Annotated in this window: 29 protein-coding genes and 2 pseudogenes; 13 read left to right on the forward strand and 18 right to left on the reverse strand. The window is 62.2% G+C overall.

Features of this window, described 5'->3' with window-relative positions; translation table 11 throughout:
- Positions 1-35 precede the first annotated feature (35 nt).
- Positions 36-1961, reverse strand: coding sequence for a heavy metal translocating P-type ATPase (locus tag JOD50_RS01310; RefSeq protein ID WP_204880132.1), 1926 nt, complete (start codon positions 1959-1961; stop codon positions 36-38).
- A 496-nt stretch (positions 1962-2457) separates the two neighbouring features.
- On the opposite strand from JOD50_RS01310, the gene JOD50_RS01315 reads away from it, so the two are divergent.
- Positions 2458-2763 carry a hypothetical protein gene (locus JOD50_RS01315; protein WP_204880133.1) on the forward strand — a complete coding sequence of 102 codons (306 nt, stop codon included), beginning with the start codon at positions 2458-2460 and terminating at the stop codon, positions 2761-2763.
- Between the two features lie 14 nt (positions 2764-2777).
- On the opposite strand, the gene JOD50_RS01320 is transcribed toward JOD50_RS01315, so the two are convergent.
- Both JOD50_RS01320 and JOD50_RS01325 read right to left on the reverse strand, forming a co-directional pair.
- The gene (locus JOD50_RS01320; RefSeq protein ID WP_204880134.1) at positions 2778-3041 is read right to left on the reverse strand and encodes a HigA family addiction module antitoxin; all 264 of its coding nucleotides are present in this window, start codon (positions 3039-3041) and stop codon (positions 2778-2780) included.
- Positions 3016-3369: a hypothetical protein gene (locus JOD50_RS01325; protein ID WP_204880135.1), complete on the reverse strand. Its 354-nt coding sequence runs from the start codon at positions 3367-3369 to the stop codon at positions 3016-3018. The genes JOD50_RS01320 and JOD50_RS01325 overlap by 26 nt, the downstream gene beginning before the upstream one ends.
- A gap of 233 nt (positions 3370-3602) precedes the next feature.
- Between JOD50_RS01325 and JOD50_RS01330 the strand changes: the two genes are divergently transcribed.
- Positions 3603-3746 carry a ribbon-helix-helix domain-containing protein gene (locus JOD50_RS01330; RefSeq protein WP_109303246.1) on the forward strand — a complete coding sequence of 48 codons (144 nt, stop codon included), beginning with the start codon at positions 3603-3605 and terminating at the stop codon, positions 3744-3746.
- Positions 3743-4315: a hypothetical protein gene (locus JOD50_RS01335; RefSeq protein ID WP_204880136.1), complete on the forward strand. Its 573-nt coding sequence runs from the start codon at positions 3743-3745 to the stop codon at positions 4313-4315. Before JOD50_RS01330 ends, JOD50_RS01335 begins: the two co-directional genes overlap by 4 nt.
- Before the next feature lie 80 nt (positions 4316-4395).
- Here JOD50_RS01335 and JOD50_RS01340 read toward each other — a convergent pair whose 3' ends face one another.
- On the reverse strand, positions 4396-4941 hold the full coding sequence (locus JOD50_RS01340) for an alpha/beta fold hydrolase (RefSeq protein ID WP_230972604.1): 546 nt from the start codon (positions 4939-4941) through the stop codon (positions 4396-4398).
- Positions 4942-5213: 272 nt separating this feature from the next.
- On the opposite strand from JOD50_RS01340, the gene JOD50_RS01345 reads away from it, so the two are divergent.
- A complete protein-coding gene (locus JOD50_RS01345) occupies positions 5214-6170 on the forward strand; it encodes a DUF1963 domain-containing protein (protein ID WP_204880137.1) in 957 nt (318 codons plus the stop codon).
- Between the two features lie 572 nt (positions 6171-6742).
- Positions 6743-9196, forward strand: a complete 2454-nt coding sequence (locus tag JOD50_RS01350) for a tetratricopeptide repeat protein (RefSeq protein WP_338051962.1) — start codon at positions 6743-6745, stop codon at positions 9194-9196.
- Positions 9197-9325: 129 nt separating this feature from the next.
- On the opposite strand, the gene JOD50_RS01355 is transcribed toward JOD50_RS01350, so the two are convergent.
- Together JOD50_RS01355 and JOD50_RS01360 are read right to left on the reverse strand one after the other, a co-directional pair.
- Complete coding sequence (locus tag JOD50_RS01355; RefSeq protein ID WP_204880139.1) at positions 9326-9955, reverse strand: DUF2625 family protein; 630 nt, start codon at positions 9953-9955, stop codon at positions 9326-9328.
- A gap of 23 nt (positions 9956-9978) precedes the next feature.
- Positions 9979-10821: a DUF4261 domain-containing protein gene (locus JOD50_RS01360; RefSeq protein ID WP_204880140.1), complete on the reverse strand. Its 843-nt coding sequence runs from the start codon at positions 10819-10821 to the stop codon at positions 9979-9981.
- Positions 10822-11109: 288 nt separating this feature from the next.
- Between JOD50_RS01360 and JOD50_RS01365 the strand changes: the two genes are divergently transcribed.
- Positions 11110-11355 (forward strand): ribbon-helix-helix domain-containing protein, encoded by a 246-nt coding sequence (locus tag JOD50_RS01365; protein ID WP_035755593.1) that lies wholly within the window; start codon positions 11110-11112, stop codon positions 11353-11355.
- 156 nt (positions 11356-11511) lie between these two features.
- On the opposite strand, the gene JOD50_RS01370 is transcribed toward JOD50_RS01365, so the two are convergent.
- Entirely contained in the window at positions 11512-11760 is a 249-nt protein-coding gene (locus JOD50_RS01370) for a HigA family addiction module antitoxin (protein ID WP_101630582.1), read from the reverse strand.
- A gap of 132 nt (positions 11761-11892) precedes the next feature.
- A complete protein-coding gene (locus JOD50_RS01380) occupies positions 11893-12399 on the reverse strand; it encodes an SMI1/KNR4 family protein (protein WP_204880141.1) in 507 nt (168 codons plus the stop codon).
- A 30-nt stretch (positions 12400-12429) separates the two neighbouring features.
- Here JOD50_RS01380 and JOD50_RS01385 point away from each other — a divergent pair, with 30 nt between their 5' ends.
- A complete protein-coding gene (locus JOD50_RS01385; RefSeq protein ID WP_204880142.1) occupies positions 12430-12594 on the forward strand; it encodes a hypothetical protein in 165 nt (54 codons plus the stop codon).
- A gap of 226 nt (positions 12595-12820) precedes the next feature.
- Positions 12821-13240, forward strand: a complete 420-nt coding sequence (locus tag JOD50_RS01390) for an Imm44 family immunity protein (protein WP_204880143.1) — start codon at positions 12821-12823, stop codon at positions 13238-13240.
- A 201-nt stretch (positions 13241-13441) separates the two neighbouring features.
- Here JOD50_RS01390 and JOD50_RS01395 read toward each other — a convergent pair whose 3' ends face one another.
- The 8 genes and pseudogenes from JOD50_RS01395 to JOD50_RS01425 form a co-directional block, all read right to left on the reverse strand.
- Complete coding sequence (locus JOD50_RS01395; RefSeq protein WP_204880144.1) at positions 13442-13750, reverse strand: HigA family addiction module antitoxin; 309 nt, start codon at positions 13748-13750, stop codon at positions 13442-13444.
- Complete coding sequence (locus JOD50_RS01400; RefSeq protein ID WP_204880145.1) at positions 13737-14018, reverse strand: type II toxin-antitoxin system RelE/ParE family toxin; 282 nt, start codon at positions 14016-14018, stop codon at positions 13737-13739. Before JOD50_RS01400 ends, JOD50_RS01395 begins: the two co-directional genes overlap by 14 nt.
- 348 nt (positions 14019-14366) lie before the next feature.
- Positions 14367-14573 (reverse strand): DUF305 domain-containing protein, encoded by a 207-nt coding sequence (locus tag JOD50_RS10670; RefSeq protein WP_420825519.1) that lies wholly within the window; start codon positions 14571-14573, stop codon positions 14367-14369.
- 28 nt (positions 14574-14601) lie between these two features.
- Complete coding sequence (locus tag JOD50_RS10675; protein WP_239541486.1) at positions 14602-15075, reverse strand: DUF305 domain-containing protein; 474 nt, start codon at positions 15073-15075, stop codon at positions 14602-14604.
- Between the two features lie 27 nt (positions 15076-15102).
- Positions 15103-17337, reverse strand: coding sequence for a copper-translocating P-type ATPase (locus JOD50_RS01410; protein ID WP_420825520.1), 2235 nt, complete (start codon positions 17335-17337; stop codon positions 15103-15105).
- 51 nt (positions 17338-17388) lie between these two features.
- Positions 17389-17714: pseudogene (locus JOD50_RS10345) on the reverse strand (heavy-metal-associated domain-containing protein).
- Between the two features lie 114 nt (positions 17715-17828).
- Positions 17829-18956 carry a sensor histidine kinase gene (locus JOD50_RS01420; RefSeq protein ID WP_204880146.1) on the reverse strand — a complete coding sequence of 376 codons (1128 nt, stop codon included), beginning with the start codon at positions 18954-18956 and terminating at the stop codon, positions 17829-17831.
- On the reverse strand, positions 18953-19675 hold the full coding sequence (locus tag JOD50_RS01425; RefSeq protein ID WP_101630591.1) for a response regulator transcription factor: 723 nt from the start codon (positions 19673-19675) through the stop codon (positions 18953-18955). Before JOD50_RS01425 ends, JOD50_RS01420 begins: the two co-directional genes overlap by 4 nt.
- Before the next feature lie 403 nt (positions 19676-20078).
- Here JOD50_RS01425 and JOD50_RS01430 point away from each other — a divergent pair, with 403 nt between their 5' ends.
- Positions 20079-20654 (forward strand): CueP family metal-binding protein, encoded by a 576-nt coding sequence (locus JOD50_RS01430; RefSeq protein ID WP_338051963.1) that lies wholly within the window; start codon positions 20079-20081, stop codon positions 20652-20654.
- Between the two features lie 198 nt (positions 20655-20852).
- On the opposite strand, the gene JOD50_RS10720 is transcribed toward JOD50_RS01430, so the two are convergent.
- Complete coding sequence (locus JOD50_RS10720; RefSeq protein WP_476704299.1) at positions 20853-21200, reverse strand: hypothetical protein; 348 nt, start codon at positions 21198-21200, stop codon at positions 20853-20855.
- A 53-nt stretch (positions 21201-21253) separates the two neighbouring features.
- Positions 21254-22679, reverse strand: a pseudogene (gene merA / locus JOD50_RS01445) (mercury(II) reductase).
- Between the two features lie 107 nt (positions 22680-22786).
- On the opposite strand from merA, the gene JOD50_RS01450 reads away from it, so the two are divergent.
- The 4 genes from JOD50_RS01450 to JOD50_RS01465 all read left to right on the forward strand — a co-directional run bounded on the left by JOD50_RS01450 (position 22787) and on the right by JOD50_RS01465 (position 26058).
- Positions 22787-23176, forward strand: coding sequence for a heavy metal-responsive transcriptional regulator (locus tag JOD50_RS01450; RefSeq protein WP_204880148.1), 390 nt, complete (start codon positions 22787-22789; stop codon positions 23174-23176).
- A 44-nt stretch (positions 23177-23220) separates the two neighbouring features.
- Positions 23221-23727 carry a flavin-dependent oxidoreductase gene (locus tag JOD50_RS01455; protein WP_239541487.1) on the forward strand — a complete coding sequence of 169 codons (507 nt, stop codon included), beginning with the start codon at positions 23221-23223 and terminating at the stop codon, positions 23725-23727.
- A gap of 82 nt (positions 23728-23809) precedes the next feature.
- Entirely contained in the window at positions 23810-24169 is a 360-nt protein-coding gene (cmtR, locus tag JOD50_RS01460) for a Cd(II)/Pb(II)-sensing metalloregulatory transcriptional regulator CmtR (RefSeq protein ID WP_204880149.1), read from the forward strand.
- A complete protein-coding gene (locus JOD50_RS01465) occupies positions 24166-26058 on the forward strand; it encodes a heavy metal translocating P-type ATPase (protein ID WP_204880150.1) in 1893 nt (630 codons plus the stop codon). Before cmtR ends, JOD50_RS01465 begins: the two co-directional genes overlap by 4 nt.
- The last annotated feature ends 25 nt before the right edge of the window (positions 26059-26083 follow it).

The raw sequence follows: 26083 nt of genomic DNA on the forward strand, positions 1-26083 counted from the left end.
GAGCGTTTGTGGGCGGCGACTAGGCTTGGCGCGCGCTACGAAGCTGGCGTGTGCGCGTGGCCGTGATTGTGGATGTGGATGTGCGGCTGGTGTGCGGCCCGCAAGCCGTTGAGGATCACGAGCACCTCGGTGAGTTCGTGTGCGAGCACCACCGCCGCGAGGCTCATGACCCCGAAGAACGACAGCGGCAACAACAGCACGATCAACGCAAGTGAAACCGCAAGGTTCTGGTTCATGATCCGCCGGCCGCGACGCGCGTGGGCGAAAGCCCGCGGCAGCAAGCGGATGTCCGTGCCGGTGAAGGCGATGTCAGCGGACTCGATCGCAACATCCGCGCCACCGGCACCCATCGCAATACCGATGTCAGCCACGGCGAGCGCTGGCGCATCGTTGATGCCGTCGCCAATCATCGCAACCTGGCTGAGCTCCTCAACCGCCGCGACCTTGTCTTCCGGACGCAGTTCAGCACGCACGTCCGTGATGCCAGCTTGGGCCGCGATCGCTTTTGCGGTGCGAGCATTGTCGCCGGTCAGCATCGTGATTCCGATGCCCTGCTTCTTCAACGCGGCCACCGCATCGGCCGCCCCTTCACGGAGCTCATCGCGCACGCCGATCACCGCAACAGCCTCGCCGTTGACATGCAGGACCACGGTGGTCATGCCGTCCTCTTCCAGCTCGGCGGTGTCAGTGGCGAGCGGACCGGGGCTCAGCCATCGTGGGCTACCGATAGCGATGCGGTCGCCGCCAACCCAGCCTTCGATGCCGCTGCCGGCTTGCTCCGTGACGTCCGTCGCGATGGGGACGACTGGCGCGGCGGTGGTGATGGCGGTGGCGATCGGGTGGGAGCTGTGTTGCTCGAGGGCGGCGGCCCATTCCAGTGCAACGTCCATGGTCACACTCGGGACGGAGCGGACTGCGGCGACTTGTGGTTTGCCGCGGGTGAGGGTTCCGGTTTTATCGATCGCGATATGACGGATGGTTCCGAACCGTTCAAACGCGGCACCGGATTTGATGATCACGCCGTACTTGCTGGCCCCACCGACCGCCGCGATCACGGTGAGTGGGACGGCGATTGCGAGCGCACACGGAGACGCCGCCACGAGCACGGTGAGGGCGCGAGTGATCCACAGCTCTGGGTCACCTAGGAGTGAACCGACTACGGCGATGAGTGCCGCGAGGACGAGGACCCCCGGCACGAGCGGTGTAGCGATGCGGTCAGCGATGCGCGCACGTTCCCCGCGTTCGTTTTGTGCTCCTTGCACGAGCGAGACGATGGTCGTGAGCGAGTTATCGGTTCCTGGCGCGGTGGCCTGGATTTCCAGTGGCGTTGTGGTTGCGATGGAGCCGGCGCTGATGTGTTCGCCTTGTTCGACGCTGAACGGCATGGATTCGCCGGTGATGGCGCTGGTGTCGATGTCGGTGCGGCTGGTGATCAGGGTGCCGTCCGTGGGGACGCGTTCGCCTGGGCGGATGAGGATGTGGTCCCCTACCGTGAGTTCGGCGGTGGGGATGGTGATGGTGGTGTCGCCGCGGCGGATGGTCGCTTGGTCTGGTGTGAGGTCGAGGAGGGCGCGTAGGCTGCCTTGGGCTTTAGCCATCGCTTTATCTTCGAGCGCTTCAGCGATGGAGAACAGGAACACGAGTGCTGCAGCTTCCCCAACGTAGCCGAGGGTCACGGCACCAACGGCGCTGATCGTCATGAGGAGAGCGACGCCGATTTTGCCTTTGAATAGGCGTTTGAGGGCGTCGGGCACGAAGGTTGCCGCGCCGATGATGAGGCTAGCCCAGTAGAGGAGATGTTCGGCGGCTTCGTAGCCGAGCAGGCCGGTGATGAAACCAGCGACGAGCAGCAACCCCGAGGTGAGTGGCACGAGGATTTCGATGTCCCGCCACCACGGGACTGTTTTGACGTCGATGCCTTCCATGACGATGTCGCCGCCGCAACCGCACGCCGAGCTCATATGACCCTCCTCCTTGTCGAGACCGGCTGATGAAACCGAACGGGGATCCGGTTCATGAATGGCCGGTTAACCTGTTTCCAGGCTAGCCCCGCAGAGGCGGGAAACGGGCATTTATACGTGATGCAGGGCACATCGTCAGAAACATATGTAATTTACTTTTTTGCCCTAGCTACAGCTGAAAATGACATCGATTTTCAAGAGGGTTTTTTGGGGGGCTATGCACAGCTTTGAGACTGGTGACTTATATCTCATTTGACCGAAACTGATGCCCCCGGAGTACCCACGTGTCTAAGAGACTCGCATCTGTTTTCCTCCTCAGCGGCGCTCTGTTGCTCACAGCCTGCGGCGGCTCAGGCGACACTTCCGGCGATGGCGGCAACGTATCCGCTGAAGCCACCACGGAAACGAGGGAACGGAAAACAAAGCAGCAGAAGAGAACAAGAGTGACAAGCAGCTCTTCGAGATTGGCGAGACCGTCGACATCGAGGCAGCTGTCATGGACTACTCCATCATGGTGAAGTCGGTTGAATTCACCAAAGAGTTCCAGGGCATGTCCTATGACGAGTACGTGATCGGCGCACCAGACAACACGATGTTCGTGGTCGCCAACGTGGTCATCGCCAACACCAGCGATGAACCGATCATCCCCGAAGAACGTGTCCTCAACCCCAAGCTCGCCACAAAAATCGCGCATCGACTGCGCAGCCCAGCTCATGAGTTCGCTCCCGAGACGCGTCCCTCGTGTGTCAGCAGAGATCACGACGCCGCCGACTCCCGCGATCGAGGCACCATCGGGGCGTAGCACCGTTCGGTTGGTCATACCACTTGTAGCGGCGAAATAGCTTCAACCGTGTTCTTCAACGCGCGACGCTGCCACCGCAACTCGTAGTTCGACTGAAGATTCATCCAAAACTCCTCGGACGTCCCGAAATACCGCGCCAGTCGTATCGCAGTATCGGCGATAATACCTCGCTTGCCATGCACGATCTCGTTGATCCGACGAGGCGGCACCCCAATCGCAACGGCGAGCTTATGCTGCGTGATCCCGAATCTCTCAATGAGTCCGTTCTTTAGCAGCACCCACGCGTCCTACCACCGCGACAACAACGCCCACGATGTAGGACTCAATCACCCCAAGGGCACACAGCAAAAACAGTATCCAGGAAAGCTCTAATGCTTCCCGCCCCATAAACACGGTAAAGACGGATTTCACGCTCTCCTGGCTGTCACCGCCATCGACCAGAAAGAAGCCGGCTAGGGAGAGAAACACGGTCATCGCGATGAAGGCCCAGGACTCGCGCCACCCGAAGGTCTTATACGGCCTTTCCTTCACGGTGCGCACGGGGATAAACCACAAACCAAGAAGCGCAACTGCAACGATGGCCGCAAGCGGAGCTGATGTGGACACTCCTGTAGCTCATGCACCACATCCTACTTACTAAACCAGGCGTAACCCTTCCCTACTCCAACAGCATTCCCACCGGGCATGGTTCGGACCGGACTTCGGTGGCAGGGCACCACGAGGATGGCGTCGCGGGTCCGAACAGCCTGCGACCCCGTGACGAGCGTTAGCCCAGCAGCCGAGGCGCCACTTCAGTGCAAGCACCCACCCCCATAACCTAGAGTGCTAGCATTCTATATATGGCCGAGAAGTCCCAGTTCAACGTCTATCTGCCGCGCGAGCTCGTCACACAGGTGAAGCACCGCGCCGTAGATGAGAACACCAGCCTGTCCGCGCTCGTCGAGAAGGCGCTGACCGAGTACCTGCAGAAGGAGCAGTCATGATCGTGCACCCCGTCATCACCACCCCGAACCCGGAGCGATGGATCGCACTGCTGAAGGCGCTCGGCGCCTCGGTGTCCATGCACGACGACGGCACTCACCTGGCCGAGTTCGCCGGCGGTCGGCTCTCGGTCACCTCCGGAGACTCCCCCGGCGTGGAATTCGGCCTCGAAGAGGTCCGAGGCGAGCGGCCGGTGAAAAGCGGCGCGGTGCAGGTGGCCCCGCTGATGTTCACACCGCAGGTCGAGAAGACCGCACAGATGCTGGCGGACCAGGGGCTGCAGAGGCGGCTGACCTCGGACAGCGGCGACTGGGCAGACCTGGTCGGCGACGGGATCGTGGGTGTGCACATCGGCCGGGAGGAGTCCACGGTGATGGCCTTTGAGGCCGCGGATGTCGGGGCCTTGAAGGAGCCGCTGGAGGGGGCCGGGTTCCGCGTGGCCCTGGTGGATGAGGCCTACGGCCGGACCCTGCACGTGGAGCATCCGGACGATCCCCGCCAGGAGGCTGAGATCTGGATCAACGAGACTCAGACCGACACCTACGGGTACACGCGGCACGAAGAGGACTGAGTCGGCCGCCGTCGAGAAGCCCTCAGGGGCAGGGACTCACACGTTAACGCGGAACTCGACCGAGCTCCGACTGGGAACCATCAGCGCCCGTGGTCGTGCGTGGCATCGGTTCGCTGGCGGTCCAGCCAGCGACTGAGCGCGTCGATCCACATGTCGAAGGCGTCGAGGTGCGCGTCATGGCTACCGCCATCGAGATCAATCCTGTCGGTCTGGGACCTGCGCCGAATCAAAGCTTCCCGATCACCGCTGCCTTTCACATGCCCTTCCAGCATCACGAGCCATTTGACCAGGTCTGGTCGTGCCACCGCGACGAGGAACGCGGTATGGGCTCCCATCGACTGCCCGACGAGCACCGCGCGCTGCCGAGGGACGAGCTCCTCGAGCACTGCGACGACGTCTCCGACGAAGGCATCGCGCGACAAGTCATTGGGAAGCCGTGTACTCGCACCGTGCCCCCGCTGGTCCACGAGTAGCACCCGATATCCCGGTAACGCTTGCGCCGTTGGCAGCAGCTCGCGCGAGCTCCCCGCGAGATATGCGCCCATGCAGATTCCGAGGTAGCTTCCACCGGTAGCAAAATAGTCACGTAGCCCGCGGATGTCGCGGCCAAGGCCGTCGTCAAGCAATTGCCCGACCTGGATGCGGCACTGCCACGAGTGCCCCGGCCCGAACGGTGCGGATTATAACCATCCGACCACCCCAGACACAGCCCGCCCAGAGCAAAGAACGCCGCCTCTAACAGACTCAGGACAGGCACCACGACGGGGTGGATAGGGACATTCCAGTAGCTCATCCACCGCATCCCCCTTACAACCCTGGCTATCTACTGCAGCGTTCTTTCTTTTAAGTACAATCCCTGATCAACCACCTTGTTTCCCTAGAGGAAGAACCAGCCACCATGCCAGAGTTCTCAGCACAGGTTCAAGCGCTACGGTCACTGATCGAGTCGGGAGAGCTCATCTCCGAAGACGCTGATGGCCTAATCCAACTTGCTAAACCAGCCGTAACCCTTCCCTACTCCAACAGCACTCCTACCGAGCATGGTTCGTACTTCGGTGGCAGGCCGTATCTTCCGGAAGGTTCGGCCTGGCCCGTCGCAAAGAGCGGTCAGCCATTGCTCCATGTCATTCAGCTAAATTTTGCCGATATTGTCCGTCATGTGCGTGCGGAGGGGGCATCGGAAAGCGAAGCAACTCTCGACGAATTGATTCCGGAGTCAGGAATTTTTCAACTCTTTGTCGGTGCTGATCCGCTCTCTGGCGGATTTGATTCGGATTCGCCTGGCGACGGCATGGAAATTCGCTATATCCCTGAGCCTGCGGAAGGCTTTGGCAACCACAGCTTCCCTGGACCTCATACCGCGGAGCCTGCCGCATTCGATGAACAGCACGAGGATTATTGCTCCCCGTTTAGCGAGGATATTGGGGAGGTTATGAACTCTCCGATTTCCTTGTCTAGTGCAGTGGCAATGATCCCACCCACTGACCAAGCAGCGTACGAGGCTTTGAAGTCTAGAAAAAGCGATGACTTTCTTGAAAACTTTGATTACTTTGATGAGCTGGTTGAATTGCGGAAAGCAGCCAGCCACAAAAGTGACATCATGCTCGGCGGTTTCCCAGCTTTCGCCCAAGACCCTACAGAGCCCGATGGGTACGTTCACTTCCTAGAAATTGATTCCACATATCTGGAAGGAGAAGAGCTCCCCTTCGAGATCATGTGGGGTGACTTAGGTGTAGCTCACGTATTCCTACACCCAGACGCGTTGAAGAAAATGCATGCCGGCGAGGCCGTGGTGTACCGCTCCGAAAATACTGGCACAACCGATGGTGCTGTGTTTTCCTGGGATTGCGGCTAATTCAGTTTTCCGCAGGCCCCCATCTAGCTTGCTTTTATCGCCCGTTCAACGGGCACATGACTTGGCACGCTTCTCTTTCGTGTGTCTCGCACGGAAGATAGGGAAATAAAGCCAACGAAGAGACCGAGCGCATTCGCAGGTTTGCGCATGTATTTCCCGCCTATACTCACCTTAAGTGGATATCTGTCTGGGCGGTCTTGGGGGATGACGAAATGGTGTCAGGCGAAGGACCACATCTGATTGGCCCGCATGTGGACTTGGTACAAAAGTTGGTCGACCGTTTGGACGCACTGACTGACGACAACGAGAGCGCCCCGCAGGTGGTGGTGTTGCGAGGTGAATCCGGGGTGGGCAAATCACGCATCGTGCGGGAATTTTACTCGCGTCTGTGTGACCGCCAGCCGAAACCAGCATTCTGGCCACCCATCACCAGCCCGGACGGTCACACAGGTGCTAATCCGTTGGCAGACCGAAAGGTGCTAGGTCCGCCGCTGGATGACTTCGTATGGCCACCGAATGCGTTGCCCTCGTTTGGGTGGTGGACGTTTAACTGCGAACGCTTACAGTCCACGTTGCAGGGAAATCTGCTGGCTGAAAAACAAGCCGAGCTCGCACAGTGGATTCCTCCTTTAGCACAAGCGTGGGCACAACAAGCTGGCCGATGGGACCGGGCGCTGGCCAAGCGTAAAGACGCCGCAATTCTGTTGCGGGACGCGGCAGTTGGGGAAGTGACCGATGCCTCGTTGGACCTGTTGCAGGACCTATTGAACGTCACAGTGCCGGCGATTGGAACGATGGCTTCGTGGGTGTGGAAGGCAGGAAAGGCCGGGAAGCGCCGGAGGGCTGAGCGGCAGGACCGGATCAAAGAGGTTCACCTAGGTCAGCGATCCGCTACCCGACGCGAGGAAGTCGCCGGCCAGTTGGCTGACAGTATCCGGGGCGTTACGCATCCCACCCTTCCGGGTGTGGTGGTGGTCGAAGACGCCCACCGTCTAACCGAAGACTTAGGGGTGTTCCTCCAGAACCTAGCTGAGCCGAAGAAGAACCAGCCAGTGCTGGTGGTCTTAACAGTCTGGCCCGAGGGTGAGCTCAACCCGGTGTGGGATAACTGGTTGGACGCGATGGTGGATGCCGGCCGGGGTGAGGTCTGGGAGGTACCCCGCCTCGGCGGCGCAGACCTTGCCACCCTTATTCAGTCCCACGCCCCTCGTGTGACGACGGCAGATACCGAAGCGCTGACAGCTGTACTGAGCACGCCTTTGATGGTGGAGATGTGGATCACTTCGCCCAAAATCCAGCGACGCATCAAGCGCTACAACGGTGCCCTGCCGGTGGATGAGGATGTGCTTAAGGGGATCCCGCGCACTCTTGCCGAGGTGTATAGGCAAAGGTGGGAAGAGTTGCCATACGAGGTCAAGGAAGCCCTGAAGGCAGCGGTCGCTCTGGCCGACAAGAACGACGTACCCGTATTCCTAAGCGAGATCGTCACCAAGGCTGCAGCTTTTATGGTGGATCAAGATGACCTGGCTAGGGGGTTGGAGTTGGCTGCCGACCCGGCAGCTTGGACGATGATCCACCAACAGGTGGATGCGTTCCGTGAAGCTCCCTTGGCTCGTCAGGCTCGAGCAGCATTGGACTTGGATCACGATGACGAAATCGAGTTGAAGCAGGCAGCAGTCACCGAACTCCATCTCTGGATCGCAAAGCGACTCGAAGGAGACTATTGGTTGCCCAAGTCAGCGACAACCTCGGTGGCGGCTGAATGGCTTGTCTCCCTTAACCCGAACACGTTCGACACTCCTGCGGACATTGCCGCTACCTGGCTACATGCCTACAACCTGTCTGAAGCCTTCCAGTACCAGTCCGCAACGGAGTTGCTCAGCCGAGCCATCAAGCACTGCCCATTGGAGCACACTCAGGTTTTTGCTATGCGCCTGAATCTGGGAGTCTGGCTAAAAAAACGAGGTCAAGTACGAGACGCCATCGAGTGTCTTCAGAGCCTGGCCACGGACACTCAACGTATCCTGGGCCCTGACGACCCCGACACCCTCACCTCTCGCGACAGCCTCGCCGGCGCCTACCTCTCTGCCGGGGACCTGAAACGAGCCATCCCCTTATTCGAACAAACCCTCACCGACCGTGAACGTGTCCTCGGCCCAGACCATCCCGACATGTTCGCCTCGCGCAACAACCTCGCCTACGCCTACAAGGCGGCCGGGGACCTGAAACGAGCCATCCCCTTATTCGAACAAACCCTCACCGACCATGAGCGTGTCCTCGGCCCAGACCACCCCGACACCCTCACCATCCGCAACAACCTCGCCTACGCCTACAAGGCGGCCGGGGACCTGAAACGAGCCATCCCCTTATTCGAACAAACCCTCACCGACCATGAGCGTGTCCTCGGCCCAGACCACCCCGACACCCTCACCATCCGCAACAACCTCGCCGGCGCCTACCTCTCTGCCGGGGACCTGAAACGAGCCATCCCCTTATTCGAACAAACCCTCACCGACCATGAGCGTGTCCTCGGCCCAGACCACCCCGACACCCTCACCGCTCGCAACAACCTCGCCGGCGCCTACCGGTCGGCCAGGGCCCTGAACCAGGCCATCCCCCTATACGAACAAACCCTCACCGACAGAGAACGCACCCTAGGCCCAGACCACCCCGACACCATCAGCTCTCGCGGCGGCCTCGCATACGCCTACGAATCGGCCGGGAACCTAAAACGGGCCATCCCCCTATACGAACAAAACCTCACCGACCGTGAACGCCTCCTCGGCCCCGACCACCCCGACACCCTTACCTCCCGCGACGGCCTCGCATACGCCTACGAATCGGCCGGGAACCTAAAACGGGCCATCCTCCTATACGAACAAAACCTCACCGAGCATGAGCGCATCCTAGGCCCCGACCACCCCGACACCATCAGCTCTCGCAACAACCTCGCTGCCGCCTACCAGGCCGCTGTAGATCTAAGTGAGAACACTCGCTCAAACGCGCCCGATGGAAGCGACCCGTAACGGGCCTCATGAGCGCTCCTCAGATCAGGGCCGTCACCTAATCATGGCACGCGGTTTTGCCACCCGGTTTGCCCGACCAGATCATTCCTTGACATAGCGGAGCGGCGGCACGAAGCGCCGCCCCTCGTGTCACGCAGTACCCAGCAACTCCTGGATGCTGACAACCGACCTTGACGCCTTGCTCACGTCACTGCCCTCAATGGTGGACGGCGGAGGGTAGAGGGCGATGCCCTGCGACAACGCCAACGACGCCACGTCCTCCTGCCAACCAGGCCAGCGCAGCGACTCGAACACCACGTCGAGCGCACCGCTCAGCGCAGCCTGTAGGAATGCCGAGTAACCGCCACCGAGTCCATCCCATGCGAGGGTGTCCGGACCGAAGTAACACACTTCACCGGGCGCAACACCCAGCGCACCGCCATCGATGGCGAACAGGCCACCCAAGACGTCATGCCCGACAACGAGCGCACCGGGCGGTTCTGGAACTGGGCCGCTCAGCCCGTTCGCTTCAGCGATGCTCGGCAGATGCTCGCTGCCGCCGCCGTACAAACGAACCCAACCGTGGTCGGCGACGATGCCCCCGGTGTGCAACGCGACGGCCCCCATCGTCGACGCGGCACTGACCTGCAACCCCCACAGCGAACGCTGCCCTCGCTCCGGGTCGACGGGAAGCGCGACAGCATCGGATTCAGCTAACGCCTGCTGAAGATGGGGCCAGGCCGGGTCGTCGACGGCGATGAGGCTTTCGATATCGTTCATCGGGGTTCCTTCACCTGTCATAGTCACATCTCCAGCTGAAGGGCGGTCTGTCCCTCGTCGACGATGCTCGGCTGCCACGACGTCATGATCTTCTCGTTCTCGTCGCGTCCGAGGGTCTCTCCTGCCCGGATGCGACCACCCCGAATTTGGTAGTCGACGATGTCCGTCAGGTATCCGAACAATTCCATGGGCTCACGCTTCGACCCGACCACTTGAATATCTGGAATGCCCCATTTCGGCAGGCCGATCGAATACGCGTTCCAGGTATCGTCCTCGCCCGGCCTCACCCATACCGGCCCGATGAACGCCGCGGGCATCGGGTTCTCTGCGTCAGTTATTGTCAGGTAGGTCTCTTTGCCATAGCTGGTGCCCACGTCTCCGGAGTAGTAGCCAACGGCTTCCGGAAGAAGCAACAACGAACGCACGGCCTGCACCTGTAAAATAACGGCATCCTGGTGACTAAACGGAGCTTCACCGCCACTATGTCCCTTCGACAAAGCGGGCACGCCTGCCACGATGAGGAAGGCGCGGTGTTGTTCGATGGCTTCGGGATCGTCGCCACCAAACACTGGCTGGAGTACCCCCTGCGCCTCGCCGTCGGGAAACGGCGCGTCCGTCAGCGAAATCGATATCCAGAGCCCATTGATCGAGCACCCTAAGCTGTCTTCATCAGCCGCGTCCTCATCCCATTCAAGCTGGTCGTCTTCACTGACGTAATCATTCAGGGCCTCGACAATCCGCTCCCTACTGACCGCCTCACGCAACAGCACGTAGCCGATGACCGGGTCGTCATTCATATCATAGGTGGGCTCAGGGCGCGTGCTTTTGATCGCTTTTCCAGAACGTTTGCCAAACAGTCCGAACATGTCTGTCTCCTGGTCAAGGGATCCGGGCGGTCCTACGCAGAATCCTAATAGGCGCGATTCATTTGCGCACGGCTTATTTTCCCCTCAACACCAGTACGGTGAACCTAAACTACATCGCGTTCCGGCGCGAAGAATCGTCTGCAGTCAGCGACTGTCGAGCCCGTCCGTCTGCTATCAACAGTCCTGGCGTGAATGGGGCGCGCCGGCAAGATAGAAGCGAGGCGACTGATACTGAAGAAGCGACGTCTCACTAGCCGGCGCACTCAATTCCGTATTACGATTAAGAATATGAGGACGATTAATGGGCAACAGGTTAGCGAAGAACAAATCGATGAGTGGGTAGCGGAAGCCGAGGACGGCTACGATGTGGAGACGCTTCGCCGTCGAGGCAGGAAACCTCGCCACGAAAATGCGGCTAAAGTTATCTCCATTCGCCTTTCACCCAGCGAAATTTCAGACCTGGATAAATACGCGGCCACCCACGGATGGTCGAGGTCCCAGGCAATCCGAGAAGCTTTACGGAATGCCGTCTAAATGGAAGTTCGCTCAAGCGCCACAAAACACGGGATCAAACCAGAACTGAACCAAGGTCAGCCACCACGATCGAGACGCCAACGAGGCGATGCACTCTGCGGTTGATCACACCACCTGCAGTGGCGTGATCTTAGTTATCTGATCAGCCGCACGTTCCTACGCCAGCTCAAGCTCATAGCGGCCCTGAAGATTGATCCAGAACTGCGGCTCCACTCCGAAATACCGGCCCAGACGCAACGCCGTATCAGCAGTGATAGCGCGCTTGCCGTGCACGATCTCATTGATCCTCCGCGGAGGGACACCGAAAGACACAGCGAGCTTGTGCTGCGTGATGCCGAATCCCTCAATGAAGTCTTCCATCAGAACCTCGCCAGGGTGAATCGGCACGTAGAGCTTCTCAGTCATGATGCACCTCAGTGGTAGTCCTCGATGGTCACATTCTCCGGGCCAGCCTCGGTCCACTCAAAGCAGATCCGCCACTGACTGTTGATTCGAATGCTGTACTGACCCTACCCGCGAGCTCAGACCAAGGTGCAATCATTCAAAATAGTTGAAGGGAAACCTCACACGCAGTTGCGGATGGATGCTGTTCAGAAGGTCCGAAACTTCCTGCTCGTATTCATCAATCTCCTGCCCCTCGTCAAGCTTCTCCTCGAGCTCCGACAACAGGAACGCCATCCTGAGAAAACCAGTAAAGTCGATCTTCAGATCGAGGAAGCTCTCTGGCCCTCCGTACTCCCCCTGGTCGTGATCGAAAAAGAACACTGTCTTGCGCCGTGCACTCAAGAACCACTCATCGCCCTGCCCCGACTGCCCGATAAGCAACAGATCTTCGGGCAAACCATCGCCACGTGCTCGACGATTCCACTCGAGCACCTTCTGATAGCCATACAGAACAATGTCCGGCGTGAGACTTACCCCGGCATAACGATGAATGAACTCGGTGTACGTTGCATCGATGTCAGGGATCTTGCCTTTGTCTTTTATGGCGGGATCAAGCTGCTCAAGAGAACTAAAAAGCTCGTTCGGATCAATCAACTTCACGATTTTCCCCTACTCATCCGTGTCTGGAGAGTGATCGACGAAAACCACTTCGACGGGCAGAACCCCAGTGAGTTCGCGATTCCAAAGATGGACGGCATCGTCGCCCGCCAGTATAACAAGGGCGGTGCCGGACAGAGCTTCCTCGGTGGCGCGGATTCGATTGCCATCGGCAAGGAAGGTCATGCCGACAGATAAACCTAAGCCGCCCAATTCCTCATTCCATCCGAGCCATGCGCACCACCATGTCACTCATGCCAAACGGCTCCACGCACACGAAAAGGGCGGCCATTCAGCCGATCAGCCAGAGTCTGAACGACGCACTCGGCTACGTACTGCCTAATAGAACGGATATCCTGATAGCCGGCCAACATTAACGAAATTCGGATCGGTAAGGCACAAAAGACACCAAGGAAAACGCAAAATGAGACTGTGGAATTCCGCTGAAGCAGAGCACACTGTAGGGCACGCATACAGCACGATTGCGAATGAGATTGAGAAAATAGTTAATTCATATATTGAGGACAAACAGTTTTCTGATGCATATGAAGACTGGTGCTGGGCATACATTGCGATCCTAGAAGGACCGATAATGCAGAAAATGAAGCTGCCCGAGGTTGTGCGCCGCAACAATAAACAAAAGGATTTAGAGTTTCGACTGAAAATCGACTATCAGTCTTTCCTTGATGGCGACCATAATCGACGACTCGGACTAATTATCGATTCCTTGAATCGCTGCTTAAACCATCCAAAAATGACGAAAACTTGGAAAGTACCCGAAAGCGACATAGCCATTCTCAAACAAGCGCTACAGGCAGCAGAGCAAGAAATGAGGCAAGATTAAAGGCTGTCCGAGCGCTGGTAGCGGTCGGTGGGGCAGCCCGACTGGTGGAGGGGAACGCGAAGCCCTAGCAGAGCGTCTCAAAGGCATTCCACTCAAAGTCGTAGAGGCTACCGAATAAGCACTCCCAAGAAACACCGAGGTTCGCTAGAAACACAGGCGTCAAAGACGAAACTCATTAGGGCTTGGATTGAATTACCAAAGCTACGCCGAGGCAGCTTGGACCGGCTGAATCTGCTCAACCTCGGCAAGGACTTTGTCCTCGGCCACATCTAGGTCGTACTGCGCTTGCAGCCCCAGCCAAAACTGCGGGCTCATCCCAAAATACTTCCCTAAACGGAGAGCAGTATCGGCAGTAACAGCCCGCTTCCCGTGAACGATCTCATTGATCCGGCGCGGTGGAACACCGATGGAAACAGCAAGTTTGTGCTGCGTGACCCCCATCTCCTTGAGGAAGTCCTCCATGAGAATCTCACCAGGGTGTACTGGTGGAAGCTTGTCAGTGATAGTCAACGACCTCGACCTCCTCTGGACCAGCTGCCGTCCACCGAAAGCAGATCCGCCACTGGCTGTTGATGCGAATACTGTGTTGACCCCGCCTGCCCCCTTTCAACGCCTCGAGACGGTTTCCCGGCGGAATCCGCAGCTCCTCGAGGCTTTGCACGTACGCAAGCTGCCGCAGCTTGCGCAGTGCCACCGAATGGATTCTGGAATCAATCAAGCGCACCCGCTCTCGATTCCACAACCGCTCGGTGTCCTTGTTGGCGAATGACTGGATCATGCTTCACCCTACCCCCATAACGCCACACGTCAATAACGCTACACGTTAAACCGGAACTCCACACCAACGCCGTGTCCACTACTCGGGGGACACCCCCAACAATCAATGCTGCCCTGCCGGCAGACCAGGGCGGCCGTGTGAGTATCGGACAATAATGCGTAGTCCTCCAAGGGTCTGGACACAGGAGCTTTCCCTTCCTCAGTGGTGCGACCAGAGGGAGAAAAAACATCCACCCCGGTGCACCCGCTGCGGTGACAACGACCCATCGCCCACAGCAGGTGGCAATCGTCACGGTTATCCCTCTTTTTCAGATGCCTGTCCTCGGGATCAGAAAAAGACGGGGACCTGTCATAGGTCAGTGAGCATCTGCTGCATCTGGGCGATCTCGGCCTCCTGGTCGTTGATAATTTGTTCGGCCAGGGTGATCGCATGGGGATTCTGGCCGTCAGCAACCTCGTCACGGGCCATGTCGACCGCACCTTCGTGGTGGGCGGTCATCTGCTCCAGGTAGAGGCGGGCAGCCTCGGTGCCCTGGGCCTCCTCAAGGGCTGTCATGTCCTCCTGGCTCATCATCCCGCTCATGCTACCCATCTCGCCGTGATCCATTCCACCCATCTCGTCCATGGTCCCCATGCCCCCCAGAGTCGGTGACCGGCTGCTGGCCCCACGCCTCGAGCATGGCGTTCATCCGGTCAATCTCCGGTCCCTGGGCGTCAATAACCCCTTGGGCAAACTCCACGACCTGGGCGGGGATACCCTCCTTGACCAGGAGCATCTCACTCATCTCCACGGCCTGCTGGTGATGGGGGATCATCATCTGGGCAAACATGATGTCCGCGTCGTTGTGATCGGCGGAGATCTCCCCGTCCGCCTCAGTCGTCGCCGTGGTGGTCTCGGTCGTCTCAGCGGTAGTCGTCGCAGTGCTGGTGGCCGAGATGGTGGCGTCGGTGTTGTCTGACTCGGTGGTCTCACCGCAGGCGGCCAGCGCCAGGGTGGAGGCCACGGCGAGAGCGGAAAAAACAAGGGTGCGCTTCATGGTCGAGCCGTTCAGGGTCATATGGGGGCAGTGGAGAGAAGTGGTGGATCAGTGGACAGCGGTGGATGCCGGAGTAGGCGTGGTGTGTTCAGCCTTCGACTCGGCCGGAGCCAGGTGAGCCGGATCCAGATCAATGCGGCGCAACAGCTGGGCGTTCAGGGCCACCACGATGGTCGAGGCAGACATCAAGATCGCGCCCACGGCCGGGGACAGCACGAACCCGATCGAGGCGAGCACTCCGGCGGCCAGCGGCACGGCGAGGATGTTGTAGCCAGAGGCCCAGATCAGGTTCTGGATCATCTTGCGGTAGCTGGCCTGGGACAGCTCAATCATCGACAGCACTGCCCGCGGGTCATCACTGGCTAGGACCACCCCGGCAGATTCCATGGCCACATCCGTGCCGGCACCGATGGCGATACCGACCTCCGCGCGGGTCAGAGCGGGGGCGTCATTGACACCGTCACCGACCATGGCCACGCTCAAACCTCGGTCCTGCAACTGCGTGACCTTGGTGTCTTTGTCCTGTGGCAGGACCTCGGCGAAGACCTCATCAATGCCTAAGTCCTGACCGACCGCGTGGGCCACCTGCTGGGCGTCGCCGGTGATCATCGCGACCTTCACCCCGCGGTCCTGCAGGGCTTTCACGGCGGCGTGGGATTCGGGGCGGATCTTGTCCTCGACGGCCACCGCACCGATGATCTGACCGTCGCGGACAATATGGAGCACACCAGCCCCACGCCCGGTCCAGGCGCTGGTGGTGTCGGTAAGCTCGGCCGGGATGGCGAGGTTGAACTCGCGCAGCATGTTCGGCCCGCCCACGAGGATCTCAGCGCCATCGACAGTGGCCCGGACCCCCCGACCGGAGGCGGCGCTGAAACCAGTTGCACGGATTCGTCGACGGGAGGCCTCGGGGTGGGCGGCCGCGGCCTCCACGATGGCGCGGGCCACGGGGTGCTCGCTGTCGGCCTCCGCGGCGGCGGCCAGGGCCAGCAACTCGCCCTCGGTGACTCCGACAGCTGCCGCGACACCGGTGACCGCGTGCGCACCCTCGGTCAGGGTGCCGGTTTTGTCGAATAGCACCACGTCGATGGTGCGCATCCGCTCGAGCGTCATTCGGTCCTTGATGAGCACCCCGGCTTTCGCGGCCCGCTCGCTGGAGATCGCAATGACCAGCGGAATCGCCAGGCCCAGGGCGTGCGGACAAGCGATGACCAGCACCGTGACCGTGCGCACCACGGCATCGTCCGGGCTGCCGATGATGGTCCACACCACCGCGGTGATCAGAGCGGAGATCAGCGCGAACCAGAACAACAACGCCGCCGCCCGATCCGCCAGGGCCTGGGCCCGGGAGGAGGACTCCTGGGCGTCGGCAACCATGCGTTGGATCCCGGCCAGGGCGGTGTCCCCGCCGGTAGCCTCCACCCGGATGCGGACGGTGTTGTCGGTGGCCACGGTACCGGCGACCACCTTGTCACCGGTGTCGCGGAAGACGGGACGGGATTCGCCGGTGATCATCGCCTCATCGAATTCGGCGGCTCCGTCGAGGATGGTTCCATCGGCCGGCACCCGGGCACCGGCCCTCACCAGCACGACGTCGTCGACGACCAGCTCGGAGATGGCCACGGTGCGGGTGGTCCCGTCGATGACTTTCTCGGCCTCATCCGGCAGCAGGGTAGCCAGCGCGTCAAGCGCGGAGGACGCGGCCCCGAGAGCGCTCATCTCCAGCCAGTGGCCCAGCAACATGATAGTCACCAGCAGAGCCAGCTCCCACCAGAAGTCCAGCTCAAAACCGCCCAGCCCCAGAGTGGTGACCCAGGAGGCAACAAACGCCACAGTGATGGCCATGGCGATCAGGAGCATCATCCCGGGTTGGCGGGATTTCAGTTCTTTCCATCCGCCCTTGAGGAAAGGCGTTCCGCCGTAGACGAAGATGATCGTGCCCAGCACCGGGGGGATCCAAGTGGATCCGGGGAATGCCGGGAGGTGGTAGCCGAGCAGGTGGGCGACCATGGGGCTGAAAATAACGACAGGAATGGACAGGATCAGCGACCACCAGAAGCGGTCCCGAAACATTGCGGTGCTGTGTCCGGCGTGTTCGCCGTGACCATGAACGTGGTGGTCTTGATCCAAGGCGGAGTGCGGGTGATCGTGGGGCATCGCCTGGCCGTGGGTGTCGGCATCTGCGTGGTGTTCGTGCCTGGCATGATCCGGGTGGTGGGTGTGGTCTGTTTCCGGAGCGGGGTGATCACCATGGTGATCACCGGAATGGTGGGGAGTACTCATGACGTTCCTTCCACTCAACCTGATCGGGGTCGAGATGATGGGTAAAACTGATCAGGATAAGACGGTGTAGCCGGCCTCCTCGATGGCCCGGCGAACCATCTCCGGAGGTACGACACCGGTGACCGTGACGGTGGAAACACCACCAGCAGCGAGATCAACCTGGACGTCGTCGACCTGAGGGAGGTCCTGAAGGGCCTGGGTCACGCTTTTCGCGCAGTGCCCGCAGGTCAGGCCAGTGACCTGGTAGCTAGGGGAGGCCCCTCCTGCTGACGAGTCGCTGGCGGCAGGGATGGAGGCGATGTCGACATCTGAGGCGGGTCCGCAACAGCTGCAGCCGCGGGGGCCATCGGCAAGAGGCGGGGCGGGAAGGTGATCATGGGAAGGCTCCTTCGGTTCGGTGGGGTGCGGCAATTCCGCTCTCTAGCATATACCCCCCCGGGGTATATTTTCAAGGAGTGGAGGGCACGGCTCTCACGCGGGGCAGGGTGTGGTCACCGAGCAGCCCCCTCACTGTCGGGAGCGGACAGCGGGAGGCGGAGGGCAAACACCGCTCCGCGACCGGGTCCGGGGGAGGTGGCAGTGAGAGTGCCGCCGTGGGCCTCGATCAATGCCTTGGAGATGGTCAGACCGATACCGGACCCGCCGTAGTCCCGGCTGCGGGCGGCATCCCCCCGGTAGAAGCGTTCGAAGATGTGTCCGAGCTGGCCAGATGGGATGCCCTCGCCGTCATCGGCGACGTGGATGAGCGCGGTGGACGCCCCCTGGCGGTGGACGCTGATCCGGACCTGCCCGCCGGCCGGGGTGTGCCGTAGCGCGTTCGACAGGAGATTGCTCATCACCTGGCCGAAGCGTTGCCGGTCCACGAGCACTCGGGCGGTGTCCGTAATGGTCTCGACGTGTAAATCGACGCCTTTGTCAGCATAAGCTTCCCCCGCGGCAGCAGCGGTGGTATGGAGCAGATCCCCGAGCCCTTCCTCCGCCAGGTCCAAATCGATCCGGTGTTCCTGGGCCCGGGAGACATCGTCAATGTCCTCCATCAACCGGGTCAGGCGGGTGAGTTGGTCAGCCATGATCGTGTGGTTGGCATTATTCCAGTCCACGACCCCGTCCTGGAGACCATCGAGGTAGACCGTGAGCACCGATAAAGGGGTGCCCATTTCGTGGGCCAGATCAGAGAGCATCTGGCGGCGGACCTGTTCGGTGTGTTCCAGCCGGTCGGCCATGGTGTTGAAGGCATGCGCCAGGGTGGCGACCTCGGGGCCTGCTTCTCCGTCGGGCACGCGGATACGGGAGTTACCGGCCGCCAGGCTGGTAACGGCGCGTGTGAGATCCTGCAGGGGGGTGCGCAGACGACGCGATGACCACAGGCTGGCCAGTAGGGCGCTGATCAAGGCAGTGGGCAGGGCGACGGCCAGGGTGATCAGGTTGGCGTCCCGGTAGGCCTGCTCGGCATGGAATAGCTCCAGCGAGGGGTCCTCCCGGCCGGCCATCAACATATGATCATGGAACAGGGGCGGGCCCACCGTCGTGGCCACGGCCGCGGCCACCAGCAGGCTAATCACCACAACCAACACCTGAGCGGCCAGGAAGCGGAAGGTCAGGCCGGGTCCGTGATTCATGGCTGCCCCACCCGGTAGCCCACGCCACGTACGGTGTCGATAAACCCCCGGCCCCGGGTGTCGGTGCCGAGCTTGCGACGCAAGTTGCCGATGTGGACATCGACGATGCGTTCATCACCGACCCAGGTGGTGTCCCAGACCTCGGTGACCAGATCGTGCCGGGTCAGCGCCTGGCCGGGGCGCAGGGCCAGGGCAACCAGCAGCTCGAACTCCGTGCGGGTGAGCTCCACGGTCGTCTCCCCCACCCGCACCTGATGGGCGACGGGGTCAAGGATGAGGTCACCAACGATCAAGGGGCTGGTCACCTGCGGTGGGGTGATGCTGGTGCGCGGGCGGCGCAGCACCGCATGCACCCGGGTCACCAGTTCCCGGATGCTAAAAGGTTTGGTGATGTAGTCATCCGCCCCCAGGGTCAAAGCGCTGATCTTGTCGTCCTCGCTGCCACGCGCGGTGAGCATGAGGATGTAGCAGTCCGAGAAGGTGCGGATCCGTCGGCATACCTCCAGACCGTCGAGTTCGGGCAGCCCCAGATCCAGCACCACAACATCGGGGGAAAAGCGACGGGCCTCGTCCACGGCCTGGGTGCCGGTGTGCGCCTGGCGGGTATCGAAGCCGGCCCGGATGAGGTACGAGGCCACCATCTGAGCCAGGGGTTGTTCATCATCGACGACCAGCACCCGCCCCAGGGACGTGGCGGTGGTCGGTGTGCGGTCAGCCATAGACCCCAGTATCGCTCGGGGCAGGGGGAATACCACCCTCGCTCAGTGCCCGGCGGGGAAATCTTCATCAAATCTTCAAACATCACCCTTCAACCGCCGTCACCCCTGTGCCCCACCCCGGGCCGGTGGCATCGCCTCTCCTCGTCGGTTCAGCAGGCGCCACCAGGGATTTCACTGCCTGCACCGCATACCTGAGGCGGGTAGAAGGACATCACCCACGGCTGTGGAGAGGTGTCCCGGTGGTGACCCAGCCCACCGAACTCACCCCCTTTTCGCCCTGTTATAAGGCTGTGAGCAGGGTTTTTGATTTCTACTCCGTCAGGCGCCCGTGCAAGATAAAGGTATGGCACCGACCTTGAGGTGGTGTCTTCTCACAGTGTTACCACGATCCAAGGAGATTGACGTGAAACGAGCAGCGATCGCAGCCGCCGCCCTTGCCCTCGCCCTCACGGGGTGTTCGGCCGCCGACCCGGAACCCACGGCCGACGGGACGGTGTCCCAAGATACATTCTTGACTACCCATGGCCTGGCCGACTTGGACGCGGTGGAGATCATTGATCACCTCGACCGGCAGAAGGTCACTGAGCGTCCCACGGATCTGATCGCCTCAGTACGTGCCGATGAACTGCTGCTCTCGAGCGGTGACCAGGAAGTCGTGGTCGATCTTCCCGACAATCAGACGTATGTCTCGATCGCACCCTATCTCAACTCCACCCACGACTGCTTCTACCACAGCCTCACGACCTGCCAGGGGGAACTCGACAATAAGGACATCCAGGTCACGATCACCGATGAGGCGACCGGTGAGGTGCTGGTGGACGAGGCGACAACCACCTTCGACAGCGGGTTTATTGGCTTCTGGCTTCCCGATGATGTCACCGGCCTGATTGAGGTCAGCTACCAGGGGCGTACCGGCACCACGGAGTTTTCCACCACCGACGACGGTGCTACCTGTTACACAGACCTGCGCCTGACGTGATAGCTCAGCAGGGTCCTCGCCTGCGCCTGTCTCCCGTGTCACTGAAGTCCCCCACGGTGGCACCTACTTCTACCATTCCCACACCGGCCTGCAGCTTGATCGCGGCCTCCACGCCCCACTGATCATCCGTGACCCGCAAGACGCTGAAGACCAGGACGTCGAGTGGGCCATCGTGCTCGACGACTGGGTCGATGGCATTCAAGGCACTCCCGACGATGAGCTCGACAAGCTCACCGGACCTTCGAAGCTCGCCCGCGCGGAAAGGCCCACCTGCGGTTTATCAACTCCGGCGGTAACACCATCTTCAAGGTGGCCCTCGGTGGTCACCGCATGACCGTCACCCACCCCGACTGCGATCCCGGCACCGATGAGCCAAGGGTTGCCGAGGAAACCTCCGATACCTGCGAGGGCTCCGCCCGCGGCGAGGAGAGGCCGGCCGCAGCAGATCAGCAGCGGAAGCGCGCAGCATGCCAACAGGAGCAAGCCCGTCCCAGCACCGACAAGCACGCCCGCGCGATGCGAGTCGTGGTCCTTATCGCCGCTCATCGTCTGTTCCTCTCCCAGCTGAGCGTCCCCCCCCCGATTGTCTGCGTGCGCGTTCACGCGCAGCACGACAGGAGCGACGGATCGGTGGTGAAGGCCTTGGCGGCGATCCGGATGCCCTCGGCCATGGTCAGGTAGGGGGCCCAGGCGTCGGCGACCTCGGCGACCGTCTTGCCGAGCACGTGGACCCCGGCGGCGGCGAGCTCGCCGGCGTCCTTGGCGACGGCGGTGATGCCGAGAATCTTCCCGGTGTCGGCGTCCACGACGATCTTGACGAAGCCGCGGGTGTCGCGGTTGACCAGTGCGCGGGGGACGTGGTGCAGCGGCAGGACGCGGCAGTCGCAGCGGATCCCGGCGGCGACGACCTCCTTCTCGGTCATCCCGACCGCGCCGATCGCCGGGCCGGTGAACGTCACCCTCGGCAGTCGGGCGTAGTCCACGGCTCGGTCGGCGTCGGCGAACGCATTCTCGGCGATGAGGGTGCCGTGGTGGGCGGCGACGTAGACGAACTCGGGGTGGCCGGTCACGTCGCCCGCGGCCCAGATCCGCGGGTGGGAGGACTGCATCCGGTCGGAGACGACCACCTCGCCGAGGTCCCCGGTCTCGACCCCGACCCTGTCGAGGCCGAGCCCGTCGGTGACCGGTCGTCGTCCAAGGGCGACGAGCACCTGGTCGGCGCGGAACTCCTCCCGCCCCCCCAGCGACGTCCGCGGTGACGACGGCCTGCCCGGTCGCGGCGTCGCGGGACACCCGCGTCGGCAGCGCGCGGCGGACCACCCGGATGCCCTCGTCGGCGAACACCTCCTGCAGCGTCCTGGACACCTCCGGCTCCTCCTTCGACGCGAGCCGGGACCGGGCCAGCACGGTGACCTGGGAGCCGAGCCGGGCGAACAGCTGCGCCTGCTCCAGGGCGACGTAGCCGCCGCCGAGCACGAGCAGGGACTCAGGGAGTTCGGTCAGCTCCATCGCCGTGGTCGAGGTCAGGTACCCGGTCTCGTCCAGGCCGTCGATCGGCGGGGCCCACGGCCGAGAGCCAGTCGCGACCAGGTAGTGCGCGGCCTCGATCGTCTCGGTGCTGCCGTCGTCCTCGGCGACCTGGAGGACCGGTGCGTCGGGGGTGCCGGCGAACGCGGCGTCCCCGCGGCGGACGGCCCACCCGTAGGAGTCGGCGACGTCGGCGTACTTCTCGCCCCGCAGCGACTCCACCAGCGCCTGCTTCCCGGCGATCAGGGCGGGCATGTCCACCGGCCCCGCCGTCGTCTCGATCCCCGGGAACCGGTCGGCGGCGTCGGCCGCGGAGTGCCATGCGTCGGCCGCGGCGATCAGGGCCTTCGACGGCACGCAGCCGGTGTTCACGCAGGTGCCGCCGAGCGTCCTGCGCTCGATCATCACCACCGACTTGCCGAGCGTGGTCGCGCGGATCGCGGCGGCGAACGCACCGCCGCCCGATCCGATGATGGCGAGGTCGTACTTCGTGGGCATCGCAGCTCCTGTCAATACTTGGACTTCCGGTCTATCTCAGCCATACTGGACCTTCCAGTGCAGGGGAAGGTCAAGAGGACTTCTGCCGAAAGAACAGGGGGCCTGCGATGCGCATCGGGGAACTCGCCGAGCGGGCGGGAACGACGGCGAAGACGCTGCGGTTCTACGAGGAGCAGGGCCTGCTGCCCCCGGCCGAGCGCACGCCGTCCGGATACCGCGACTACGCGCCCGAGACGGCCGCCCGGATCGACTTCGTCCACCGCGGCCAGGCCGCGGGCCTCACCCTCGCCCAGATCCGCCAGATCCTCGACATCCGCGACGGCGGCGCTGCTCCCTGCGAGCACGTGCGCGACCTCCTCGACGCGCGCCTCGCTGAGATCGAGCAGCAGAGCGCCCAGCTCACAGCGCTCCGAGACACCATCGCCGAGCTCAGGCACGACGCCGCGCAGCCCGACCCCGACTCGTGCAGCGCGGACCAGGTCTGCCGATACCTGTAAACGGCAGAGCCGTTCGCGCCAACGCCACAACCCCGACATGCGCTATGAAAACCCGCTCCACCTCGGCGGAACAGGCCGCCAAGGACGGGCTCAACCTGATGTCCTCCACCCTGGTTTCCGAGACCACCGCCGAGACCCTGGGCGAAATCCAGGCGGATCAGATCAGCCGCTACCGCGCCGCGTGGAAGGAGGCGGGCCACGATTGGACGCCGCGCGTGTCGGTGTCCCGCTCTATCTTCCTCATTGTCGACGGCACGGACATGCAGTTGTTCGGCGTGCAGGCCTCCTGCCCCGACCAGGCGGGCACGCTACCTGACGTCGGCGCCTCCACCTTCGGCCGCACCTACGCCACTGAGCCCGACAAGCTCACTGAGCAGCTCAAAGCCGACGCCGCCGTCATGCCCGCTGACACCCTGTTCAACACCATCCCCACCGGGATAGGCGTGGACGTCAACGTGAAGATCTTGGACAACTCCGCCACCCACCTCGCCCCCGCGTTGGGTTGGCAGCCGTACCACAAAAGCCCAGTTACCGTCTTTCCCATCGACTAATTTCTGCAGGTCGCAAGCTCTTCGCCCCAACGTCAGTTCAGTGCATGTTGAATAGTTCAGGGAATACTGTATAGTTCAGCACATGCTGACTATTGCTTCACGCCTCGACGTCATGAACCGGCTCGGCCGGGCTATGGCCGATCCGACGCGCTCCCGAATCCTGATGACCCTACTCGACGGCCCGAGCTACCCAGCCGTGCTTGCGCGCGACCTGGACCTGACCCGCTCGAACGTCTCGAACCATCTGACCTGCTTGCGCGACTGCGGCATCATCGTCGCCGAGCCAGAGGGCCGCAAGACTCGCTACGAAATCGCCGATCCGCACCTCGCGGCAGCGCTCGACGCGCTGGTGAACGCGACGTTGGCTGTCGACGAAAACGCCTCGTGCATCGACCCTGAGTGCTCGGTGCCCGGCTGCGGCGTGAAAGGAGCGGACGCATGAGCTCGGCATGTGGATGTGAATACGAAACCGCCACGGAGATTGAAGAGCTCGATCGGCCATGGTGGAAGGACCCCGAGCTGCTGCTACCGATCTTCTCCGGCGTAGCCCTCGGCATAGGCCTAGCGCTGGACTGGTCCGGGCTGGAGACACCCGCGACGATACTGTTCTGGGTCGGCCTGCTGCTGGGTGCATACACGTTCGCACCTGGAGCGATCCGGAACCTTGTCACGAAGCGCAAGCTCGGCATTGGTTTGCTGATGACGATCAGCGCGGTTGGCGCGGTAATCCTCGGCTTCGTCGGAGAGGCCGCGGCGCTAGCGTTCCTATACTCGATCGCCGAGGCACTGGAAGACAAGGCAATGGACCGGGCCCAGGGCGGACTGCGGGCACTGTTGAAGTTGGTACCGCAGACCGCGACGGTGCTGCGCGACGGCACGGCGGTCGAGGTCACAGCGAAGGACCTCGTGGTTGGCGAGTTGATGCTCGTGCGCCCCGGGGAGCGGATCGCCACGGACGGCATCATTCGGTCTGGACGTTCCAGCCTTGACACCTCAGCGATAACCGGAGAATCCATTCCGGAGGAGGTCGCACCCGGCGACGAGGTGCCCGCGGGAGCGATCAACTCCGCCGGTTCGCTGGAGGTCGAGACGACCGCAGCTGGAACGGACAATTCACTGACCACACTCGTGGAGCTGGTCGAGCAGGCGCAGGCGGAAAAGGGCGACCGCGCCCGGATCGCCGACCGGATTGCCCGACCCCTCGTGCCCGGAGTGATGATCCTGGCTGTGCTGGTCGGCGTGATCGGCTCGCTGCTGGGCGATCCTGAGACGTGGATCACCCGTGCACTGGTGGTCCTGGTCGCCGCGTCGCCGTGCGCGCTGGCAATCTCCGTGCCGCTGACGGTCGTGGCCGCGATCGGCGCGGCCAGCCAGTTTGGCGTGGTCATCAAGTCCGGCGCGGCGTTCGAGCGGCTCGGCGGCATCCGTCACCTGGCGGTGGACAAGACCGGAACCCTCACCCGCAACCAGCCCGAGGTTACCGGCGTGGTCCCGGCAGACGGATTCAATCGGGCGCAGGTGCTTGCTTTCGCCGCGGCAGTTGAGCAGCAATCAACGCACCCCCTCGCCGCGGCGATCGCGGCGGCGAGGCCCGAAGCGCCCGCCGCCCAGGACATCAGCGAGGAAGCCGGACATGGCATCAGCGGCACCGTCGAAGGTCGTCGGGTGCTGGTAGGCAGCCCCCGGTGGATCGGCGCCGGGCCGCTGAAGGCCGATGTTGAGCGCATGGAGTCCGAGGGGCAGACCTGCGTCCTTGTCACCGTCGATGACGCCCTTGCCGGGGCGATCGGGGTCCGCGACGAGCTGCGTCCCGAGGTGCCCGAGGCCGTGCAGACCCTGCACGCCAACGACGTGGAAGTAAGCATGCTCACCGGCGACAACACTCGCACCGCCCGGGCGCTGGCTGAAATCGCCGGAATCGACGACGTGCGCGCCGAGCTGCGCCCGGAGGACAAGGCGATCATCGTCGCCGAACTCTCATCCAAGACGCCGACGGCGATGATCGGCGACGGCATCAACGACGCGCCGGCACTGGCGGGCGCTACGGTGGGCATCGCGATGGGAGCGTCCGGCTCCGACGCCGCGATCGAGTCCGCTGACGTCGCCTTCACCGGCCACGACCTCCGGCTGATCCCGCAGGCTCTGCAGCACGCCCGCCGAGGCAGCAGGATCATCAACCAAAATATCGTGCTGTCTCTGGCCATCATCATCGTGTTGATGCCGCTGGCGATCAGCGGCGTGCTGGGCCTGGCCGCCGTCGTGCTGGTCCACGAGGTCGCCGAAGTCATCGTGATTTTGAACGGTCTGCGGGCTGCGCGAGCGAAGCGCTGAGCCACACTTTCGCCCAGCGCGCTGG

The sequence above is a fragment of the Pseudoglutamicibacter cumminsii genome, from assembly GCF_016907775.1.
GTDB lineage: Bacteria > Actinomycetota > Actinomycetes > Actinomycetales > Micrococcaceae > Pseudoglutamicibacter > Pseudoglutamicibacter cumminsii.

Bases quoted from the DNA above. Each gene is read 5' to 3' on its own strand.
- JOD50_RS01310 (WP_204880132.1), bottom strand. From the start codon at position 1,961: ATGAGCTCGGCGTGCGGTTGCGGCGGCGACATCGTCATGGAAGGCATC.
- JOD50_RS01315 (WP_204880133.1), top strand. From the start codon at position 2,458: ATGGACTACTCCATCATGGTGAAGTCGGTTGAATTCACCAAAGAGTTC.
- JOD50_RS01330 (WP_109303246.1), top strand. From the start codon at position 3,603: ATGGCCGAGAAGTCCCAGTTCAACGTCTATCTGCCGCGCGAGCTCGTC.
- JOD50_RS01335 (WP_204880136.1), top strand. From the start codon at position 3,743: ATGATCGTGCACCCCGTCATCACCACCCCGAACCCGGAGCGATGGATC.
- JOD50_RS01345 (WP_204880137.1), top strand. From the start codon at position 5,214: ATGCCAGAGTTCTCAGCACAGGTTCAAGCGCTACGGTCACTGATCGAG.
- JOD50_RS01355 (WP_204880139.1), bottom strand. From the start codon at position 9,955: ATGAACGATATCGAAAGCCTCATCGCCGTCGACGACCCGGCCTGGCCC.
- JOD50_RS01360 (WP_204880140.1), bottom strand. From the start codon at position 10,821: ATGTTCGGACTGTTTGGCAAACGTTCTGGAAAAGCGATCAAAAGCACG.
- JOD50_RS01365 (WP_035755593.1), top strand. From the start codon at position 11,110: ATGAGGACGATTAATGGGCAACAGGTTAGCGAAGAACAAATCGATGAG.
- JOD50_RS01370 (WP_101630582.1), bottom strand. From the start codon at position 11,760: ATGACTGAGAAGCTCTACGTGCCGATTCACCCTGGCGAGGTTCTGATG.
- JOD50_RS01390 (WP_204880143.1), top strand. From the start codon at position 12,821: ATGAGACTGTGGAATTCCGCTGAAGCAGAGCACACTGTAGGGCACGCA.
- JOD50_RS01400 (WP_204880145.1), bottom strand. From the start codon at position 14,018: ATGATCCAGTCATTCGCCAACAAGGACACCGAGCGGTTGTGGAATCGA.
- JOD50_RS10670 (WP_420825519.1), bottom strand. From the start codon at position 14,573: ATGACAGCCCTTGAGGAGGCCCAGGGCACCGAGGCTGCCCGCCTCTAC.
- JOD50_RS10675 (WP_239541486.1), bottom strand. From the start codon at position 15,075: ATGACCCTGAACGGCTCGACCATGAAGCGCACCCTTGTTTTTTCCGCT.
- JOD50_RS01410 (WP_420825520.1), bottom strand. From the start codon at position 17,337: ATGAGTACTCCCCACCATTCCGGTGATCACCATGGTGATCACCCCGCT.
- JOD50_RS01420 (WP_204880146.1), bottom strand. From the start codon at position 18,956: ATGAATCACGGACCCGGCCTGACCTTCCGCTTCCTGGCCGCTCAGGTG.
- JOD50_RS01425 (WP_101630591.1), bottom strand. From the start codon at position 19,675: ATGGCTGACCGCACACCGACCACCGCCACGTCCCTGGGGCGGGTGCTG.
- JOD50_RS10720 (WP_476704299.1), bottom strand. From the start codon at position 21,200: ATGAGCGGCGATAAGGACCACGACTCGCATCGCGCGGGCGTGCTTGTC.
- JOD50_RS01450 (WP_204880148.1), top strand. From the start codon at position 22,787: ATGCGCATCGGGGAACTCGCCGAGCGGGCGGGAACGACGGCGAAGACG.
- JOD50_RS01455 (WP_239541487.1), top strand. From the start codon at position 23,221: ATGAAAACCCGCTCCACCTCGGCGGAACAGGCCGCCAAGGACGGGCTC.
- cmtR (WP_204880149.1), top strand. From the start codon at position 23,810: ATGCTGACTATTGCTTCACGCCTCGACGTCATGAACCGGCTCGGCCGG.
- JOD50_RS01465 (WP_204880150.1), top strand. From the start codon at position 24,166: ATGAGCTCGGCATGTGGATGTGAATACGAAACCGCCACGGAGATTGAA.